The sequence below is a fragment of the Blastomonas sp. AAP53 genome (assembly GCF_000331245.1).
Classification (GTDB): Bacteria; Pseudomonadota; Alphaproteobacteria; order Sphingomonadales; family Sphingomonadaceae; genus Blastomonas.
The window spans coordinates 191,705-208,948 of record NZ_ANFZ01000018.1; the positions used below are offsets into that span (position 1 = coordinate 191,705).

At 64.9% G+C, this 17,244-nt stretch carries 16 protein-coding genes; 9 read left to right on the forward strand and 7 right to left on the reverse strand.

What is annotated here, in order from left to right; genetic code table 11:
- Positions 1–46: 46 nt before the first annotated feature.
- Genes D618_RS0114820 through rimP form a run of 3 tightly spaced genes read right to left on the reverse strand, consistent with a single transcriptional unit; the run spans position 47 to position 2,953 of the window.
- On the reverse strand, positions 47–754 hold the full coding sequence (locus D618_RS0114820) for a DUF448 domain-containing protein (RefSeq protein WP_017672320.1): 708 nt from the start codon (positions 752–754) through the stop codon (positions 47–49).
- Complete coding sequence (gene nusA / locus D618_RS0114825) at positions 735–2,372, reverse strand: transcription termination factor NusA (RefSeq protein WP_017672321.1); 1,638 nt, start codon at positions 2,370–2,372, stop codon at positions 735–737. The genes D618_RS0114820 and nusA overlap by 20 nt, the downstream gene beginning before the upstream one ends.
- Before the next feature lie 2 nt (positions 2,373–2,374).
- Positions 2,375–2,953: a ribosome maturation protein RimP gene (gene rimP / locus D618_RS0114830; protein ID WP_017672322.1), complete on the reverse strand. Its 579-nt coding sequence runs from the start codon at positions 2,951–2,953 to the stop codon at positions 2,375–2,377.
- Positions 2,954–3,281: 328 nt separating this feature from the next.
- Here rimP and D618_RS0114835 point away from each other — a divergent pair, with 328 nt between their 5' ends.
- Both D618_RS0114835 and D618_RS0114840 read left to right on the forward strand, forming a co-directional pair.
- Positions 3,282–3,962: a L,D-transpeptidase family protein gene (locus D618_RS0114835; RefSeq protein WP_017672323.1), complete on the forward strand. Its 681-nt coding sequence runs from the start codon at positions 3,282–3,284 to the stop codon at positions 3,960–3,962.
- Between the two features lie 64 nt (positions 3,963–4,026).
- Entirely contained in the window at positions 4,027–4,374 is a 348-nt protein-coding gene (locus D618_RS0114840; protein ID WP_017672324.1) for a GntR family transcriptional regulator, read from the forward strand.
- A 13-nt stretch (positions 4,375–4,387) separates the two neighbouring features.
- On the opposite strand, the gene D618_RS0114845 is transcribed toward D618_RS0114840, so the two are convergent.
- Positions 4,388–5,725: a dicarboxylate/amino acid:cation symporter gene (locus tag D618_RS0114845; protein ID WP_017672325.1), complete on the reverse strand. Its 1,338-nt coding sequence runs from the start codon at positions 5,723–5,725 to the stop codon at positions 4,388–4,390.
- A gap of 165 nt (positions 5,726–5,890) precedes the next feature.
- Between D618_RS0114845 and D618_RS0114850 the strand changes: the two genes are divergently transcribed.
- Complete coding sequence (locus tag D618_RS0114850) at positions 5,891–6,490, forward strand: hypothetical protein (RefSeq protein ID WP_026091722.1); 600 nt, start codon at positions 5,891–5,893, stop codon at positions 6,488–6,490.
- 37 nt (positions 6,491–6,527) lie between these two features.
- Here the strand turns inward: D618_RS0114850 and D618_RS0114855 are convergent, their stop codons facing one another.
- Both D618_RS0114855 and D618_RS0114860 read right to left on the reverse strand, forming a co-directional pair.
- Positions 6,528–7,724 carry a Xaa-Pro peptidase family protein gene (locus tag D618_RS0114855; protein WP_017672327.1) on the reverse strand — a complete coding sequence of 399 codons (1,197 nt, stop codon included), beginning with the start codon at positions 7,722–7,724 and terminating at the stop codon, positions 6,528–6,530.
- On the reverse strand, positions 7,721–8,989 hold the full coding sequence (locus D618_RS0114860) for an FAD-binding oxidoreductase (protein WP_017672328.1): 1,269 nt from the start codon (positions 8,987–8,989) through the stop codon (positions 7,721–7,723). The genes D618_RS0114855 and D618_RS0114860 overlap by 4 nt, the downstream gene beginning before the upstream one ends.
- A 62-nt stretch (positions 8,990–9,051) precedes the next feature.
- Between D618_RS0114860 and D618_RS0114865 the strand changes: the two genes are divergently transcribed.
- The 6 genes from D618_RS0114865 to D618_RS0114890 all read left to right on the forward strand — a co-directional run bounded on the left by D618_RS0114865 (position 9,052) and on the right by D618_RS0114890 (position 16,422).
- Positions 9,052–9,960, forward strand: coding sequence for a dihydrodipicolinate synthase family protein (locus D618_RS0114865; protein ID WP_026091723.1), 909 nt, complete (start codon positions 9,052–9,054; stop codon positions 9,958–9,960).
- Positions 9,961–9,978: 18 nt separating this feature from the next.
- Entirely contained in the window at positions 9,979–10,977 is a 999-nt protein-coding gene (locus tag D618_RS0114870; RefSeq protein WP_017672330.1) for a 4-hydroxyproline epimerase, read from the forward strand.
- Positions 10,978–10,984: 7 nt separating this feature from the next.
- On the forward strand, positions 10,985–11,644 hold the full coding sequence (locus tag D618_RS0114875) for a GntR family transcriptional regulator (protein ID WP_026091724.1): 660 nt from the start codon (positions 10,985–10,987) through the stop codon (positions 11,642–11,644).
- A gap of 89 nt (positions 11,645–11,733) precedes the next feature.
- Positions 11,734–13,158 carry an amino acid permease gene (locus D618_RS0114880; RefSeq protein ID WP_017672332.1) on the forward strand — a complete coding sequence of 475 codons (1,425 nt, stop codon included), beginning with the start codon at positions 11,734–11,736 and terminating at the stop codon, positions 13,156–13,158.
- A 47-nt stretch (positions 13,159–13,205) separates the two neighbouring features.
- Positions 13,206–14,783, forward strand: coding sequence for an aldehyde dehydrogenase (NADP(+)) (locus tag D618_RS0114885; protein ID WP_040370839.1), 1,578 nt, complete (start codon positions 13,206–13,208; stop codon positions 14,781–14,783).
- 118 nt (positions 14,784–14,901) lie between these two features.
- Positions 14,902–16,422 (forward strand): NAD(P)/FAD-dependent oxidoreductase, encoded by a 1,521-nt coding sequence (locus D618_RS0114890; RefSeq protein WP_017672334.1) that lies wholly within the window; start codon positions 14,902–14,904, stop codon positions 16,420–16,422.
- A 3-nt stretch (positions 16,423–16,425) separates the two neighbouring features.
- Here the strand turns inward: D618_RS0114890 and D618_RS18595 are convergent, their stop codons facing one another.
- Complete coding sequence (locus D618_RS18595; protein ID WP_017672335.1) at positions 16,426–17,229, reverse strand: DUF4163 domain-containing protein; 804 nt, start codon at positions 17,227–17,229, stop codon at positions 16,426–16,428.
- Positions 17,230–17,244: the final 15 nt, after the last annotated feature.

Below are 17,244 nucleotides of genomic sequence, written 5' to 3' on the forward strand. Positions count from 1 at the left end.
GCACATCACCGGTCCGCGTGGGGCGATCCACGCACGCCAATGCGCGCTAGATCGTCATTCCGGGGGCAGGTTCAGCCCCCTCCCCTTTGAAATGCAGCAATCGGCCAAGAAACTGGTCAATGCGCGCGGCGGCGCGATGATCGGTCAGCGCAACATGTACCGCGTTGTCGCGCCCCAATGCCACAGACAGGCGGGTGCGGTCTACAGGCAATACAATGCCGCGATTGCCGCTGCCTTCGGTTTCGCTGCCTACGCGCCAGGCCTGGTCCAGCTTGCCGTTGCCGTCCGCTGCAGCGTCGCTGGCGTGCAAAAGCATCTCGACCTTGCCGCGCCTGGCGGTCTCGGCGATCCGGTCGGATCCGGTCAGCAATGTGCCCGATCGCGCCTCCAGTCCCAGCCGATCGAGCAGCGCGCGGGTCAGCGCTTCCTCGATGGCTTGCGGAAGATCGTCGGGAATGGTGATGGGGCCGGTCTTGAACGCGCGGGCCAGCGCGCCCTTGAGCTTGCCCTTGGCGATCGCCTCTTCAAGGCCGGCGCGATTGACCCCGATCCACGCGCCGCGTCCGGGCGCCTTGGCGCGCACATCGGGGGCGACCAGGCCATCGGGGCTGATCGCCAGGCGGATCAGATGCGCGCGCTCATCCCGCTCGCCACTGAGAATACAGCGGCGAATGGGACCTTCTGCGGTGTCGGCAGAGGGGGTAGGCGCGTCGGCTGCTAGATCAGCAACCGTGTCATTGGGAGGTTTCCGCATTCGCGTCCTCCCCGGTTTCGGCACCGGACTCGACGGCGTCTTCGTCTTCGAACCAGTGCGCGCGGGCGGCCATGATGATCTCGTTGCCCTGCTCTTCGTTCAGGCCATAGGTCGCCAGCACGCCGCCCTTGTCTTCGGGGCGCTTGTTCGACGGTGCCGAATTGTCGCGGCGACGCTGTTCGACGCGCTTCTTGGCGATCAGCTCGTCGGTGGCGAGGTCGGCCAGATCGTCGAGCGTCTTGATGCCCGCCTTGCCCAGCGTCACCAGCATGGCTTCGGTGAGGTGCGGCAGTTCGGCCAGCGCATCGTCGACACCCAGGCCGCGACGTTCCTCGCGCGAGGCCTCTTCGCGACGATCCAGGGCTTCCTGCGCACGGTTCTGCAGTTCGGCGGCCAGTTCGTCGTCGAAGCCTTCGATGCTCGAAAGCTCGTCGGGCGACACATACGCCACTTCTTCCAGCTCGCTGAAGCCTTCGGCAACCAGCAGCTGCGACAGCGTTTCATCGACGTCGAGCTCGTTCTGGAACAGCTCGGAACGCTCGGTGAATTCCTTCTGGCGCTTCTCGCTCGATTCGGCCTCAGTCATGATGTCGATGGCAGAGCCGGTGAGCTGGCTGGCCAGACGCACGTTCTGGCCGCGACGGCCGATGGCGAGCGATAGCTGATCGTCGGGAACGACGACTTCGATGCGGCTTTCTTCCTCGTCGATCACCACGCGGCTGACCGTTGCGGGCTGCAGCGCGTTGACCACGAAGGTCGCGGTGTCTTCCGACCAGGGAATGATGTCGATCTTTTCGCCCTGCATTTCCTGCACGACGGCCTGCACGCGGCTGCCCTTCATGCCGACGCAGGCGCCGACGGGATCGATCGAGCTGTCATAGCTGATCACGCCGATCTTGGCGCGGCTGCCCGGATCGCGCGCGGCGGCCTTGATCTGGATGATGCCGTCGTAGATTTCGGGCACTTCGAGTTCGAACAGCTTGCGCATGAAATCGGGGTGCGCGCGGCTGAGGAAGATCTGCGGTCCGCGGTTTTCGCGGCGGACGTTGAGGATGATCGCGCGGATGCGGTCGCCGACACGGGCAACTTCGCGCGGGATCTGCTGTTCGCGCCGGATGACGCCTTCGGCGCGGCCCAGGTTGACGATGACATGTCCGAACTCGACCGACTTGACGACGCCGGTGATGATCTCACCCACGCGGTCCTTGAACTCCTCGTGCTGGCGTTCGCGCTCGGCGTCGCGGACCTTCTGGAAGATCACCTGCTTGGCGGCCTGCGCATCGATGCGGCCCAGGTCCACGGCGGGAAGCGGATCGACGATGAAATCGCCGACCACGGCGCCAGCCTGCAGCTTCTGCGCGGCCTTGACATCGACCTGCTTGAAATAATCCTCGACGGTCTCGACCACCTCGACGACGCGCCACAGGCGAAGATCGCCGCTGTTCGCGTCCAGCTTGGCGCGGATGTCGTTCTCTGCGCCGTAGCGAGCACGGGCAGCGCGCTGGATCGCCTCTTCCATCGCTTCGAGAACGATGGACTTGTCGATCATCTTTTCGGTCGCCACCGAGTTGGCGATGGCGAGAAGTTCAGCCTTGTTGGCGGAAATGGCGCTGGCCATGGTCAGTCTTCCTGTTCTTCGAGAGCATCAATTTCGGGGGTTTCGTCAAATTCTTCGATGTCATCCGCGCCGCTGGTATCGAGCGGGCGGGTGGCGGCAATCAGCTTGTTGGTCAGCATCAGCTTGGCGCTGATCACGTTCGAATGCGGCACGGTGACCGCGCCGGTCTTCTTGTCCTGCACGGTGATCATGTCACCTTCCAGGCTCAGCAGATCGCCGGTCAGCTGCTTGCGGCCCTGTGCGGGCTCGTGCAGCACCAGCCGGGCTTCCTGCCCCAGCCAGTTGCCGAAATCCTTCAGCCGGGTCAGCGGACGGTCGATGCCGGGCGAGCTGACTTCCAGGCGGTACGATCCGGGAACCGGATCCTTGCCGGCCTCTTCCAGCGCGTCGAACACTTCGGAAATGCGCCGCGACAGGCTGGCGCAATCGTCGATGTTGAGCTGGCCGGTGTCGGGCCGTTCGGCCATGATCTGCAGAGTCCGCTCATCGCCCGCGCCGAACAGGTGCACGCGTACCAGATCGAAGCCGAGCGCGTTGGCTTCGGGTTCGACAAGGGCAGACACGGCGGCAAGATCAGTCAAAGGCGGGCTTCCAGATTAGGCATCAAGATGAAATGGCAGCAAAAGCGGTGTGGTGCCGGCCCCCAGTGGCGCCAGCCCGTCAAGCTTCAACAACCATGTCGGGATGGATCGCCATATAGGTGCAAGTGCCCTGTTAGGCAAGTCATATGTGCCGGCTGAAACGCAGGCGCATCGTGGTTGCCACCGGCGTTAACCCGTTGCTCCGGCACCGTCCCGCAGGGGGACGGGCCCAAGGCTGCGCTGGCGATTCGCCGCACAATTGGTTAGCGTTTCGTAAATGTCGCGTTGCTGCGGCGAACAAGCGAATGAAAGCGGGAGCGCGTCGAACATGAAATGGCCCAGTGCAAGGCAGATCACCGGCGGCGGCATTCTGGCGGGCATCGGATTACTCGTCACCGCCATGCTGACCAGCGCGCCGGGTGATGCGGCGATCCAGCCGGCGGTCAAGGCGGCGTTGCCCGGATCGCAGGCTATGGCGGCAACTGGCGAGACAGCGCCCGCGCTCACCACGGCTGCATCGCAGATCACCACGCCCGAGCAGGCCGGCTATGCGATCAAGAGCGTGATGACCATCGACGGGCCGCTGGGCCATGGCAATTACTACTGGGATGAAAGCCGCGCGCCTGCTGATGGCCCGCTGCTGATCACCGTCGACATCGAGGCGCAGACGCTGTCGGTCTTCCGCGACGGTCATGAAATCGGTGTGGCGGTCATCCTGTACGGCACGCCCGAAAAGCCCACGCCGCTGGGCGCGTTCCCGATCACGCAAAAGGACGCCGATCACGTATCGAACCTCTATGACGCGCCGATGCCTTACATGATGCGGCTGACCAACGATGGCGTTGCCATCCATGGCAGCGATGTCGAATGGGGCTATGGCACCCGCGGCTGCATCGGCGTGCCGACCGCCTTTGCCAAGATGCTGTTCGAGCAGGTCAAGCTGGGTGATGTCGTGATCATCACTCAGGGTCAGCGAATCAACGTGGGCGATGCTGTCTCTGGCGTCTGACAGGCATGTGACACCGGGTAAATGCGCTTGACCTGACACGCTGTATTATGGCAGTGAAGCAGTGATGGCAGACAACAGCAAACCCGTGTATCTCAAGCTGCGCGACATTATCGCGGCCTCGATCCTTGACGGCGTTTATGCCGAGGGTGACATGCTTCCGTCCGTCCGTGCGTTTGCAGCCGAGCAACAGGCCAATCCGCTGACCGTCGCCAAGGCCTATCAGATGTTCCAGGACCAGGGCCTGGTCGAAGTCCAGCGCGGGGTCGGCATGTATGTCGCCAGCGGCGCGGTCGATAAATTGCGGTCGATGGAACGCGAGGACTTTCTCCAGCACGTCTGGCCCCCGGTATTGCTCCAGATGCGGCGTATCGGCCTGTCGCCCGGCACGCTGCTGGCCGACGAGAAGGCCTGACGGGCGATCCCGCTCAGGGGTCGACCGCGTCCTCGGGCAGATCCTCGACGCGTGGCAGCCGATCGGCCAGTGCAAGGTCGAACTGCTCCTTGTCCAGTCGGCCCTCCCATTTCGAGACCACCACCGTTGCCACCGCATTGCCGATGAAGTTGGTGAGGCTGCGGCATTCGGACATGAAGCGGTCGATCCCCAGGATCAGCGCCATGCCCGCGACCGGCACCGAAGGCACGATCGAGAGCGTGGCGGCGAGCGTGATGAAGCCTGCACCGGTGACACCTGCAGCCCCCTTGGAGGATATCATCGCCACGCCAAGCAGAAGCAACTGTTCGCCCAGCGACAGTTCGACATTGCACGCCTGCGCGATGAACAAGGCCGCCAGCGTCATGTAGATATTGGTGCCATCGAGGTTGAAGCTGTAGCCTGTGGGCACGACCAGGCCGACCACGGTCTTGGGGCATCCGGCGCGCTCCATCTTCTCGATCAGCGATGGCAGCGCGCTCTCCGAGGATGACGTGCCCAGCACCAGCAGCAGTTCGGCGCGCAGATAGGCGATCAGCTTGAGGATCGAAAACCCGCATGCGCGTGCGACCAGGCCCAGCACCAGCAGCACGAACAGCAGCGATGTCGCATAGAAGGTCGCCACCAGCGCCGCGAGATTGGCGAGCGTGCCGATGCCATATTCGCCGATGGTGAACGCCATCGCGCCGAAAGCGCCGATGGGCGCGACCTTCATCACGATGCCGACCAGCTTGAAGAACGCAATCGAGGCATCCTCCAGCAGATCGAACAGCTTTTTGCCCTTGTCGCCGATCATCGCCAGCGCGACGCCGAACAGGATCGAGACGAACAGCACCTGCAGCAGATTGCCGCTGCTCAGCGCGGCGAGGAAGGTATCGGGCACGATACTGGTGAGAAAGCCGGTGATCGAGCTGTCCTGCGCCTTGGCGGTGAACTCGCCGACCTTGCTGGCATCGAGCGTCGCCGGATCGATGTTGAGCCCGTCGCCGGGGCGGACGACATTGGCGACGATCAGCCCCAGGATCAGCGCCAGTGTCGAGAAGGTCAGGAAATAGGCAAAGGCCTTGCCCGCGACGCGCCCGACGCTCGCCAGATCGCGCATCCCGGCGATCCCGGTGACGATGGTCAGGAAGATCACCGGCGCGATCACCATCTTCACCAGCTTGATGAACACATCGCCCAGCGGCTTCATCGTCGCGCCCGTCTCCGGCGCGAAATGCCCAAGGGTAACGCCCAAGACAATGGCGACGAGCACCTGCACATAAAGCTGCGCATACCAGCGGCGCGGCGGCCGCGTCGGCAGGGGAGAAGGCGGATTGGCAGAGATGGTCATCGCCCCCGACTATCACCCCGCGCGCAGATGGCCAACTTGAGAAGGCGCAAGCCTGACCGATCGGTTTTGCCATATTCGCGACGAACGGCTGTAACGTTTCAGGGGGGTATGACCGAACCACCGGAATGCGGCCCAGGCAGGCGTTGCAACCGGGGAGCATCGATCATGCACAGTGCAAACAGAACAGCCTTGATCATCGCGATACTGCTCGCCGTGATCGTGCTCACCCAGATCGCCTATATCGTGAAATCCACTTACAAGATCGACTTGCCGGGCACGGTTATCTGGTCGTTGGAGGCGCTGGTATTTCTGGCGATCTGCGTTCTGGCGCTTGCCGCCATGGTTCAGAAAGGTCCGCTGACAATGGCATGGGCAGCGATCGCGGTCGGCGGCCTGCTCAACGTTCTGCAGGTCGGGATGGGCCTTGCCATGTTTGCGCCGCTGTCAGACGCTGGAGAGGCCATGGCCCCGGCCTATGAGGCGATCGTCGCGGGGGCATTCTTCCTGTATTTTGCGGGTAAGCTGTTGTTCGGCGTTGCCGCGATTCTTGTTGGCAAGGCTCTGCTGCGCAGCACGGGGGTGGCAAGGATTGCCGGGGGGCTGGCCATCCTGACAGGATTGGCGGCCGCATTGGTCAACACCGCAGCACTGGCGATGGGCATGGACTGGCTTTACCCGGCAGGCGCCGCAGGGACCGTAGCAACGGCGTGCCTTGCTGTTGCGCTGCACTTTTCCGCACGCGGACCGTCGCCGCATCCCGGCTGAGGGGCGGCGTGGCGCTCCAGTTTCGGCCGGGTACGCGTCACCCGAACGGCGCGTCGATCGCCACCTGCGGCTCGGTAAACCAGCGCGGGCCATCTTCGGCCATGTAAAAATGATCCTCCAGCCGGATGCCGAAGCGGTCGGGGATGACGATCATCGGTTCGTTGGAAAAGCACATGCCGGTGGCCAGCGGGGTTGTGTCGCCGCGCACCAGATAGGCGGGCTCGTGGATCGACAGGCCGATGCCGTGCCCGGTGCGGTGGGGCAGGCCGGGCAGGGTGTAATCAGGGCCAAGCCCCGCGGCTTCCAGCACATCGCGCGCGGCCTGATCCACGCTTTCGCAAGGGGCACCGGGCTGGGCGGCGGCGAAGGCGGCAGCTTGGGCGGCCTTTTCCAGATCCCAGATGCGGCGCTGTTCGTCATGGGGCTGCCCGAAGACATAGCTGCGCGTGATGTCCGAATGATAGCCCTGCACTGTGGTGCCGGTATCGATCAGCACCATGTCGCCCTCGCGCAGCTCGGGGTCGCCGGGCAGGCCGTGCGGAAATGCGGTGCCGCGTCCGAACTGGACGATGCAGAAAGTGCTGCCAGCGCCGCCGATGGCGCGGTGCGCCTCGTCGATGAAGCGCGTGACCTCGCTCGCCCTTATGCCTTCGCGCAAGGTCAATGCGGCACGGCGGTGGATCTCCAATGTCATCGACTTGGCCTGCTGCATCAGCGCGATTTCGGCCGGCGACTTGGCCATCCGGCAGCCGTCCACCGCTGCTGCACCACTCACGAGATTGAGGCCGGGCGCACTCTTGGCGATCCGGTCGACGAATAGGAAGGGCAGCGCCGGGTCAATCGCCAGCGTGGTTGCGCTCCAGGCGCGGCAGGCATCGGCGACCAATGCGGTGGGCGATTCGTCCTCCTGCCACAGGCGGAAATCAGCCTTGACCTGAAGCTCCGCCTCCAGCGAGCCGAGTTCGAAATACGGCGCGATGATCAGGGGATCGCCGGTCACCGGGATCAGCATCGCCACCAGACGTTCGCTGCCGCCCCAGGGCACGCCCGCAAAATAGCGCAGGCTCGTTCCTGCTCCGATCAGCAGCGCATCCGCGCCGCTGTCACGCGTGAGCTTGCGCGCCTTTTCGATCCGCGCCAGCCGTTCTTCGAGCGTGATGGCAGGCGCGGTCTGTTCCCAGGGGGTGATCGCCGCCAGCTGCTGCGCCGCACTTGATCCGCCAATGCCGGTCATGTCGTATCTCCAAATCGGGCCGGGTCGAACGGCGCAAGGTTGACGGCGGGCGCGTCGCCCGATGCGATTGACGCCACAGCCTCACCGGTCACGGCGGCCAGCGTCAAGCCCAGATGCTGATGGCCAAAGGCGTAGATCAGATTGGCCGCGCGGCGGCTGCGGCCAATGGCGGGCAGGTAATCGGGCAATGTCGGGCGCGCGCCCATCCAGGGCTCGCCTGGCAGATCGAACGGTAGGCCCAAGGCCGTGACATGCTGGCGCAGGCGATCCCATTTCGCCGGGTCGGGCGGGGCCTGTCGCGCGGCAAACTCGACAAAACTCGCCGCGCGCAGGCCGCCCGCAAAGCGCGTGACGATCATCGAGCGATCCTCGAACGCGACCGGTGGCATGTCGGGCGGCCAGTCGCTCGCCGCTGACTGGATGTGGTAACCGCGCTCGGCGATCAGCGGAATACGCTCTCCCATCGGGCGCAGCAGGTCGGCAGACGCGGCGCCGGCGCACAGGATGATATGGTCAGCATTGCACAACGCGCCATTGATCCGCACCTGCGCGATATTGCCGGTGCGCACGATTCCATCGGCCGCCGCCTGGCGGATCGTGCCGCCGCGCGCGACGAGCAGCGCGCGCAAGGCGGCGGCGAGCGCGTCGAGGTTGCTGATCTGGCCGGAGCCGCCAAAGCGGATCGCGCCTGCTATGCTGGTCTGGGGTGCGAGCTGCGCAATCATGGCCAGCTCGTCGGAGGTGGCATCGCGCACGGTTGCCGTGCCGATCGGGGTGGCAAGCCATTGCGCGCGACCCTGCGCTGCAGAGGCGGCGGTTTCCCAGGCGACGAAATGCCCGTCCTCGCGCAGCAGATCATTTGTCCCGCTCGTTTCGCACGCTCTGCGCCAGGCGGGCATCGCCTCGGCCAGCAGCGCCGCCAGCGCGGCAGTGCCAGCAGCAAAACGCGCAGGGGCGCTCGCGCGCAGCATCCGCAAGGCAAAGGGCGCCCATGTCCTCAACTGAGATGCCGGCAGTGCCAGCGCGCCGCGCGGAAACAGCCGGGCTGGGACGCTACGGATGGTGGCGAGCGACGCCAGCGGCTGGATCTGCTCGATCGCAAGGTGACCCGCATTGCCCCACGAGGCACCTTTCGGCTTTTCCTCGGGCTCAATCAATGTCACATCTGCGCCAATATGTTGGAGGCGCGTCGCAGCACAAAGGCCAATCAGGCCTCCACCCACGACCAGTGCGGTCGTCCCGGCGAGGTGTTTTCCGTTTTTCATTGTGCGGCTGTAATCATATACTGTATACGATTTTGATCGCAACCGGAGATTACAGCGTGACCATCAAGACCGCCAAGACGCTCTGGCAGGGTGTCTACCCCGCCGCCACCACCCAGTTCACCGAAAGTCTGGCGATCGATCATGATGCCACGCAGCAGGTGCAGACCGCCTTGGTCGACGACGGTGTTGACGGCCTGATCGTTCTGGGCACGTGCGGCGAGAACAATTCGCTGGAGGCGGACGAGAAGCTCACCGTGCTCAAGGGGGCGGTCGAGGCCGTCGGCAACCGCGTTCCATTGGTAGCGGGCGTGTCCGAATTCACCACAGGGCGCGCGGTCGAATATGCCCGCCAGGCCGAAGCCATCGGCATCGATGCGCTGATGCTGCTGCCTGCCATGGTTTACGTCCCCACCGTTGAAGAGCTGTACACGCATTTCCGCACGGTTGCAGAGGCGACCAGCCTGCCGATCATGCTCTACAACAACCCGCCTGCCTACCGCGTCAATGTCGATTTCGATACGCTGGCAAGGCTCGAGGATGTGCCCAACATCGTCGCGATCAAGGAAAGCGCGCCCGATCCGCGCCGCTTTACCGACCTGTACAACACCTTCGGCAACCGCTTCACGCTGATGGCGGGGCTGGATGATGTCGCGCTGGAGGGCCTGATGCTGGGCGCGTCCGGCTGGGTATCGGGGCTCACCAGCGCGTTCCCACGCGAATCGGTCGCCTTGGTGGCGGCGCAGCGGCGCGGTGATTACGCCGAGGCGCTGCGTATCTACCGCTGGTTCATGCCGCTGCTCCACCTCGATGCGGAGCATGACCTTGTCCAGTCGATCAAGCTGGCCGAACAGATCATGGGTCGGGGGTCGGAACGGGTGCGGATGCCGCGCATGCCGCTCAGCGGCGAGCGCCGCGCGCAGGTGACCGCCTGGGTCGAACAGTGCGCCGCCACCCGGCCGCTCGCAGACTGACGGCGGGCGATCTTCATCATGCGGCACACCTTCTTCTGCATCGACGGCCACACCGCGGGCAATCCGGTGCGTCTGGTGGTCGGCGGCGCGCCATTGCTCCGCGGGCTGTCGATGGCCGAACGGCGGATGGACTTTCTCGATCGGTTCGACTGGATCCGCACCGGCCTGTGCTTCGAGCCGCGCGGGCATGACATGATGTCGGGCGGGTTCCTCTATCCGCCGACGCGGCCGGAGAACGATGTCGGCATCCTGTTCATCGAAACATCGGGATGCCTGCCGATGTGCGGCCACGGCACCATCGGCATGATCACCTTCGGGCTGGAACACGGGCTGATCCATCCGCAGGTCCCCGGCCATCTCAAGGTCGAGGTGCCAGCAGGCGAAATCGCCATCGATTACGTCCGCGAAGGCGACCGGGTGACCTCGGTGCGGATCCGCAACGTGCCCTCGTTCGTCGCGGCGCAGGGCGTGATGATCGACGTGCCGGGTCTGGGGCCGCTCACCATCGATATCGCTTATGGGGGCAATTTCTACGCGATCATCGAACCGCAGCCGGGCTATCCCGGGCTGGATGCGCTGGGCGCGGCGCGGCTGGTGGAGCTGTCGCGCCAGATCCGCACGATCCTGTGCGAGCACGTGGAGCCGGTTCACCCGCTCGACGACCGAATTCGCGGTGTCACGCATGTGCTGTGGGCCGATGGTCCGCGTGGGGCGGGTGCCGATGGCCGCAATGCGGTATTTTATGGCGAACGCGCGATCGACCGGTCGCCCTGCGGCACCGGCACCTCGGCCCGTCTGGCGCATCTGGCGCACCAGGGCAGGCTCGACGTCGGCGACAGTTTTGTCCACGAAAGCTATATCGGCAGCCGCTTCACCGGCCGGGTGGAAGACCTGGTCGATCTGGACGGGCACAAGGCCATCATCCCGTCGATCGAAGGGTCGGCGATCGCCACCGGGTTCAACACGATCTGGATCGATAACCAGGACCCCTTCTGGGAAGGCTTCAGTGTGATATGAGGATCAGATGAGTCTTGTAGTGCGCAATCTGGCCGAACAGCTGGTCGATGTGGTTCGCGACCGGATTTTGACCGGCGTCGTAGCGCCGGATCGTCCGATCCGTCAGGATGCGCTGGCGGCGGAACTGGGGGTCAGCAAAATCCCGCTGCGCGAGGCGCTCGCCCGGCTGGAGCAGGAAGGCTTGCTGGTCTCGCAGGCCAATCGCGGCTTCACCGTCCGTCCGCTCAACGCCGCCGAGGCGGAAGAGGTCTATGCGCTGCGGCTGAAGCTGGAGCCCGAGACAACGGCGCTGGCGGCGCGGCTTGCAAGCCCTGCCGATCAGGCCCGCGCCGCCGGGTTCATAGACCAGATCGACACGATGACCGATCCGTTGGGCGATGGCGTAGGTGCTTTCAATCGCGCATTCCATCTGGCGTTGCTGCGGCCTGCCAACCAGCCGGTGACTTTCACGATGCTCGAGCGGCTGCACGTGCTGTCCGAACGCTATGTCCGCAAGCATCTGGAGCCGCTGGGCCGCAACGAGCGTGCGAATGACGAGCATCGTGAACTGCTCGATGCCTGGCTGGCGCGCGACGAGCACAGGGTTGCCGCGCTGACAGAGGTCCATATCGGCGAAACGCTCGATGACCTTCGGCTTCAGCTGGCCACAGACCACAAGACATTTTGACGCGGTCCTTGTTAGGGCGCTACCGGTGTCGGGACACACCGGACGAATGGCCGCAATTTGATCTGCGCCAGCGATAAAAAGGGACGCACATGGGGATTTGGGGGCCAATCAAACCGATCGTTCAGGCATCGGACGCGCCTGCCGGCAGCAGGCTGAAGCCGACACTCTCCTGGCCGCATCTGATCGCGCTGGGCGTCGGCGCGATTGTCGGCACCGGAATCTACACGCTGACCGGCGTGGGTGCAGAGCGCGCAGGCCCGGCGGTGATCCTGGCCTTTGCCATCGCAGGCGCAGTGTGCGCGTGCGCGGCGCTCGCCTATGCCGAACTCGCGACGATGATCCCCACGGCGGGCTCTGCCTATACCTACACCTATTCGGTGGTCGGCGAGACGCTCGCCTGGGTGGTGGGGTGGAGCCTCATCCTCGAATATTCGCTCGCCTGCTCAACCGTCGCGGTCGGCTGGTCGGGCTATCTGGTGGGATGGCTGCAATCGGCAGGCGTGGACCTGCCCGAAATGCTGCTCGCCGGCCCGCATGCCGGGGGCATCATCAACCTGCCAGCGGTCATCGTCTCGCTGGCGATTGCCGGCATGCTGATGGCGGGAACCCGCGAAAGCGCCACGCTCAACATCATTCTCGTGATCATCAAGCTGGCGGCGCTCACCGCGTTCATCGCGCTGGCGGCACCGGCGTTCGATGCGGACAACCTCAGCCCATTCATGCCCTATGGCTTCGGCAGCTCGGTGCAGGATGGCGCGACACGCGGCGTGATGGCGGCTGCGGCGATCGTGTTCTTCGCCTTTTACGGCTTCGATGCGGTGGCGACCTCGGCGGAAGAGGCGCGCAACCCGGGGCGCGACCTCACCATCGGAATCATCGGATCGATGGCGGTCTGCACATTGATCTACATGGCGGTGGCGCTCTCGGCGATCGGGGCGATGTCGTATCTGACGCTCGGCAATTCGCCCGAGCCGCTCGCTCTGGTGCTGCGCACGCTGGGTCACCCGACCGCGTCCTATCTGGTCGCGCTCGCCGCGCTGATTGCGCTGCCTTCAGTGATCCTGGTGATGATGTACGGCCAGAGCCGCATCTTCTTCGTGATGGCACGCGATGGCCTGCTGCCGCCGGTGCTTTCGCGGGTGTCGCCCAAGACCGGCGCGCCGGTGCTGGTGACCGGTATCACCGGGGTGTTCGTCGCCGCGGTCGCGGGCTTCTTCCGCCTCGACGAGATCGCCGAGCTCGCCAACGCCGGCACGCTTCTGGCATTTATCGCGGTCGGCGGGTGCCTGATGGTGCTGCGCAAGCGCGCGCCCGAACTCAAGCGCGTATTCAAGTGCCCGCAGCCCTATCTGGTCGGCACGCTCGCGATCCTGGGCTGCCTGTACCTGATGGTCAGCCTGCCGTCGCAGACGCTGGTGCGGTTTGCCTTGTGGAATTTGGCGGGGCTGGCGTTCTACTTCGTCTACAGCCGTTCGCGCAGCCTTGCGCGGCATGATGGCGGTACCCCGGCCTGACCCTGATCGGGTGACGCAGGCACCGACTGAAGCAACTGGAACCACATATGACTTTGACGGGCGAGTTTTTCATTGCGGGTGCGCGGCGCGGATCGGGCGAGCGGTTTCAGGCCTATGATCCGGCCAAGGGCGCGAGCATCGACGACATCGGCTTTTTCAGCGCGACCGAACAGGACATCGCCGATGCCTGCGCCGCCGCTGAAGATGCCGCCATCGCCTGTGCCGATCTGCCGCTGGAGCGGCGCGCGGCGTTCCTTGATGCTATCGCTGCCGAGATAGAGGCGCTGGGCGATGCGTTGCTGACGCGGGCGTGCGCCGAATCGGGGCTGCCATTGGCGCGCATCACCGGCGAGCGCGGGCGCACCTGCGGCCAGTTGCGGCTGTTCGCAGCCGAAGTGCGCGATGGCCAGTGGCTCAAGCTGCGCATCGACCATGCCGTTCCGGCGCGCACTCCGCCCAAGCCCGACCTGCGGCTGCGAATGATCCCGCTCGGTCCGGTGGCGGTGTTCGGCGCGTCCAATTTCCCGCTCGCTTTTTCCACCGCAGGCGGCGACACCGCATCGGCGCTGGCCGCCGGATGCCCGGTGGTCGTCAAGGGCCACCCCGCGCATCCCGGCACCGCAGAGCTGGTCGCGGGCGCGATCACGAAGGCTGCGGCGGACACCGGCATGCCGGCAGGCGTGTTCAGCCTGGTGACCGGAACCGGCAATGCGATCGGCGCGGCTCTGGTCGCCGACCCGCGTATCCAGGCGGTGGGCTTTACCGGATCGCGCAGCGGTGGCGAGGCGCTGATGAAGATCGCGGCCAATCGTCCGCAGCCGATTCCGGTCTATGCCGAAATGTCGGCGATCAATCCGGTGATCCTGCTGCCCGGTGCTCTGGCGGCGCGCAGCGAGGCGCTGGCGGCGGGCTATGTCGGTTCGCTGACGATGGGGTCTGGCCAGTTCTGCACCAATCCGGGTCTGGTGCTGGCGATCGATTCGCCAGGGCTCGATGCGTTCCTTGCCGAAGCCGGGCGGCTGGTCGAGGCGCAGGCGCCGCAGACGATGCTGACCGCCGGGATCCATTCGGCCTATGAAAAGGGCAGCGCCGCGCTCGCTGCCACGCCCGAGGTGAAGACCATTGCGCGCGGCGTTCACCCCACAGGCCCGCACGAGGGCCGCGCCGCGCTGTTCAGCGCGACGGCGGCGGACTGGCTGGCGCGCAGCGCGTTGCAGCACGAGGTGTTCGGCGCCGCGTCGATCGTCGTGCGCTGCGCGTATCGCAGCGAGCTGCTGGCCGTGCTGCGCGGGCTCGAAGGCCAGCTGACCGCAACGCTGCACATGGACGATGCCGATCTCGCAGACGCGCGGGCACTCTTGCCGGTGCTCGAACGCAGGGTGGGGCGCATCCTGGCCAATGGCTGGCCGACCGGTGTCGAGGTGACGCATGCGATCAACCATGGCGGGCCGTATCCGGCAACCTCGGATGGCCGCACGACCTCGGTCGGTACGCTGGCGATCGACCGCTTCCTGCGGCCGGTTGCCTATCAGGATCTGCCAGCCGAGCTGCTGCCTGCCGACCTGCGCGACGCCAGCGAGCGAGGCGTGATGGTCCGCGTCGATGGGCAATGGCAGATCGCCTGACCGCAAAATATGGCCGCTGCGGTCCAATACCAGTTGCAATTCACAACGATGTCAGCAAGGTTGGGCAGGCAAGCGAACAGAACCGCGCCCAAGCGGTCCGCGACTGGAGAGCCACGCCATGATGCATGAAAAGCCGTCCGACCTCAAAGCTGCCACCCATGTCGATGTGCTGATCATCGGCGCGGGCATCTCCGGCATCGGCATGGCGGTGCATCTGAAGGAAAAGTGCCCCGACCGGACCTTTGCGATCCTGGAGCGCCGCAGCGACATCGGCGGCACGTGGAACCTGTTCCAGTATCCCGGCATCCGCTCGGACAGCGACATGCATACTCTGGGCTTCGAATTCGAACCCTGGCGCGAGCAGAAGGCGATTGCCGACGGCCCTTCGATCCTGAGCTATCTGCGCCGCATCAAGGACGAGCGCGGGCTGAACGATCACATCCGGCTGGGCTGCAAGGTGCTGTCTGCCAGCTGGTCGAGCAGCGAGGCGCGCTGGACGATCGCCGCAGAGGTCGAAGGGCAGGGCGTCCAGCACATGACCTGCGGCTATCTGTTCATGGGCACCGGCTATTACGATTATGACGAGGGCTATGACCCGGCTTTCGAGGGCCGGGACAGCTTTGGCGGCCAGATCATCCATCCGCAGTTCTGGCCCAAGGGCTTCGATTACACCGGCAAGCGCGTCGTGGTGATCGGTTCGGGCGCGACCGCCGTGACCATCGTGCCGTCCATGACCGGCAAGGCCAGCCACGTCACCATGCTGCAGCGGACGCCCACCTGGTACTGGAGCCGCCCGGCCAAGGACTGGCTGGCGAACAGCCTGCGCGCCATCATGCCCGACGAATGGGCCTATCGCTTCATCCGCTTCAAGAACGTGCGGATGCAGCAGATCGCGTTCAAGCGGGCACGCGAGAACCCCAAGAAGGTCGGCGACTATCTGCTCAAGCGCATCCGCAAGATCATGGGCAACAAGATGCATGAGCCCGATTTCCAGCCGCCCTACGGCCCCTGGGAACAGCGGCTGTGTCTGGTCCCCGATGGCGACATGTTCAAGGCGATGCGCGATGGCAAGGCGGATATCGTCACCGATCATGTCGACCGCTTCACCCCCACCGGCATCCAGCTCAAGTCGGGCCGGCACCTCGATGCGGACGTGGTCATCACCGCAACGGGGCTCAAGCTCGCGATGGCGGGCAAGGTCGATTTCACTGTGGACGGCAAGCCGGTCGATTTCACCCAGCACTTCTATTACAAGGGCTGCATGTTCAGCGATGTGCCGAACATGGCGATCGTCTTCGGCTATCTGAATGCCTCTTGGACGCTCAAGGTCGATATCGTCGCCGATTTCGTCTGCCGCACGCTCAATCACATGGCCGCGACCGGTACCGAGATCGCGGTGCCTGCGCTTGGCAGCGACGGCCCGGTGAACGAGGAGGATATCTTCGATTTCTCGTCGGGCTATGTGCAGCGTGCGCTGCATATCCTGCCCAAACAGGGGGATCGCATGCCGTGGCGACTCAACCAGGATTATCTGTTCGACCGCAAGGTGCTGCGCGAGGAGGCGGTGGATGATGGCGTTCTGGCATTCCGCCACGCCAGCGCCCAGGCTGACGCACCGGCGGCCATCGCGGCGGAATAGGCTTTATTCGGCGGGGCTGAACGCTCCGCGGTATTCAGGCTTGATCCCCGCAGCCGTTGCCTGATCGATGGGCAGACTGATCTCGTACACGCCTTCGACATAGGGCCCGGCGACATAGGGCGCGGCGATGAACATCATCCGGTCGAAACCGTCATTGCCCACAGCAGAGGGGATGATGACCAGTTCGTCGAACGGCGGGCAGGCGTTGAACATGTCGTCGGACTCGCCGGCATATTCGCCGCGTCGTGCAAGCCGTTCGGCGTTCAGCGCATCGCAATAGCGATCGCGCATCGACCCCAGCGCGGCCTTCATATCGGCGAACAAACCCTCGATCGGCATCCGCTTCGAAGCCACCTTGTCCCACAGCAGCGCTTCATAGCCGGTGTTGCCGTGCGCACCGCCGGAAAACGTGCTGATCTCGGCCAGCAGCGCCAGCAACGGCTCGGTGTTGCCGGTGGTGGTCCAATTGATCCCCATCATGTGCGGATTATAGGGATAATCGTTGGCGGCTGCGTCCTTTTGCGCCTCTGCAGTCTGTTTTTTCAGTTCCGCCATGGCTTGCGCGCGCTCGGTATCCAGCATCGCTGCGAGTTCCGGCAGCGCGGCAGCGTCTGCTGGATAGCCATGGCTGAAGCTGAACAGCGGTGTTTCGCGCTCGAAGGAAACGGGCTTGGCAGCTGCCTTGGCGGGCCTTGCAGGCTCTGCCTTGGTGGCCTGGGGTGCGTCTTCGCCGCATGCCGCCACCGCCGGCAGTGCAAGGCCCAGAAGCGCAGCCAGCGCCAGATGTGCAGGTTTCCCGAGCGCCATGATTCTCTCTCGCCG

Bases quoted from the DNA above. Each gene is read 5' to 3' on its own strand.
- D618_RS0114820 (WP_017672320.1), bottom strand. From the start codon at position 754: ATGCGGAAACCTCCCAATGACACGGTTGCTGATCTAGCAGCCGACGCG.
- nusA (WP_017672321.1), bottom strand. From the start codon at position 2,372: ATGGCCAGCGCCATTTCCGCCAACAAGGCTGAACTTCTCGCCATCGCC.
- D618_RS0114835 (WP_017672323.1), top strand. From the start codon at position 3,282: ATGAAATGGCCCAGTGCAAGGCAGATCACCGGCGGCGGCATTCTGGCG.
- D618_RS0114840 (WP_017672324.1), top strand. From the start codon at position 4,027: ATGGCAGACAACAGCAAACCCGTGTATCTCAAGCTGCGCGACATTATC.
- D618_RS0114845 (WP_017672325.1), bottom strand. From the start codon at position 5,725: ATGACCATCTCTGCCAATCCGCCTTCTCCCCTGCCGACGCGGCCGCCG.
- D618_RS0114850 (WP_026091722.1), top strand. From the start codon at position 5,891: ATGCACAGTGCAAACAGAACAGCCTTGATCATCGCGATACTGCTCGCC.
- D618_RS0114855 (WP_017672327.1), bottom strand. From the start codon at position 7,724: ATGACCGGCATTGGCGGATCAAGTGCGGCGCAGCAGCTGGCGGCGATC.
- D618_RS0114860 (WP_017672328.1), bottom strand. From the start codon at position 8,989: ATGAAAAACGGAAAACACCTCGCCGGGACGACCGCACTGGTCGTGGGT.
- D618_RS0114870 (WP_017672330.1), top strand. From the start codon at position 9,979: ATGCGGCACACCTTCTTCTGCATCGACGGCCACACCGCGGGCAATCCG.
- D618_RS0114875 (WP_026091724.1), top strand. From the start codon at position 10,985: ATGAGTCTTGTAGTGCGCAATCTGGCCGAACAGCTGGTCGATGTGGTT.
- D618_RS0114880 (WP_017672332.1), top strand. From the start codon at position 11,734: ATGGGGATTTGGGGGCCAATCAAACCGATCGTTCAGGCATCGGACGCG.
- D618_RS0114885 (WP_040370839.1), top strand. From the start codon at position 13,206: ATGACTTTGACGGGCGAGTTTTTCATTGCGGGTGCGCGGCGCGGATCG.
- D618_RS0114890 (WP_017672334.1), top strand. From the start codon at position 14,902: ATGATGCATGAAAAGCCGTCCGACCTCAAAGCTGCCACCCATGTCGAT.
- D618_RS18595 (WP_017672335.1), bottom strand. From the start codon at position 17,229: ATGGCGCTCGGGAAACCTGCACATCTGGCGCTGGCTGCGCTTCTGGGC.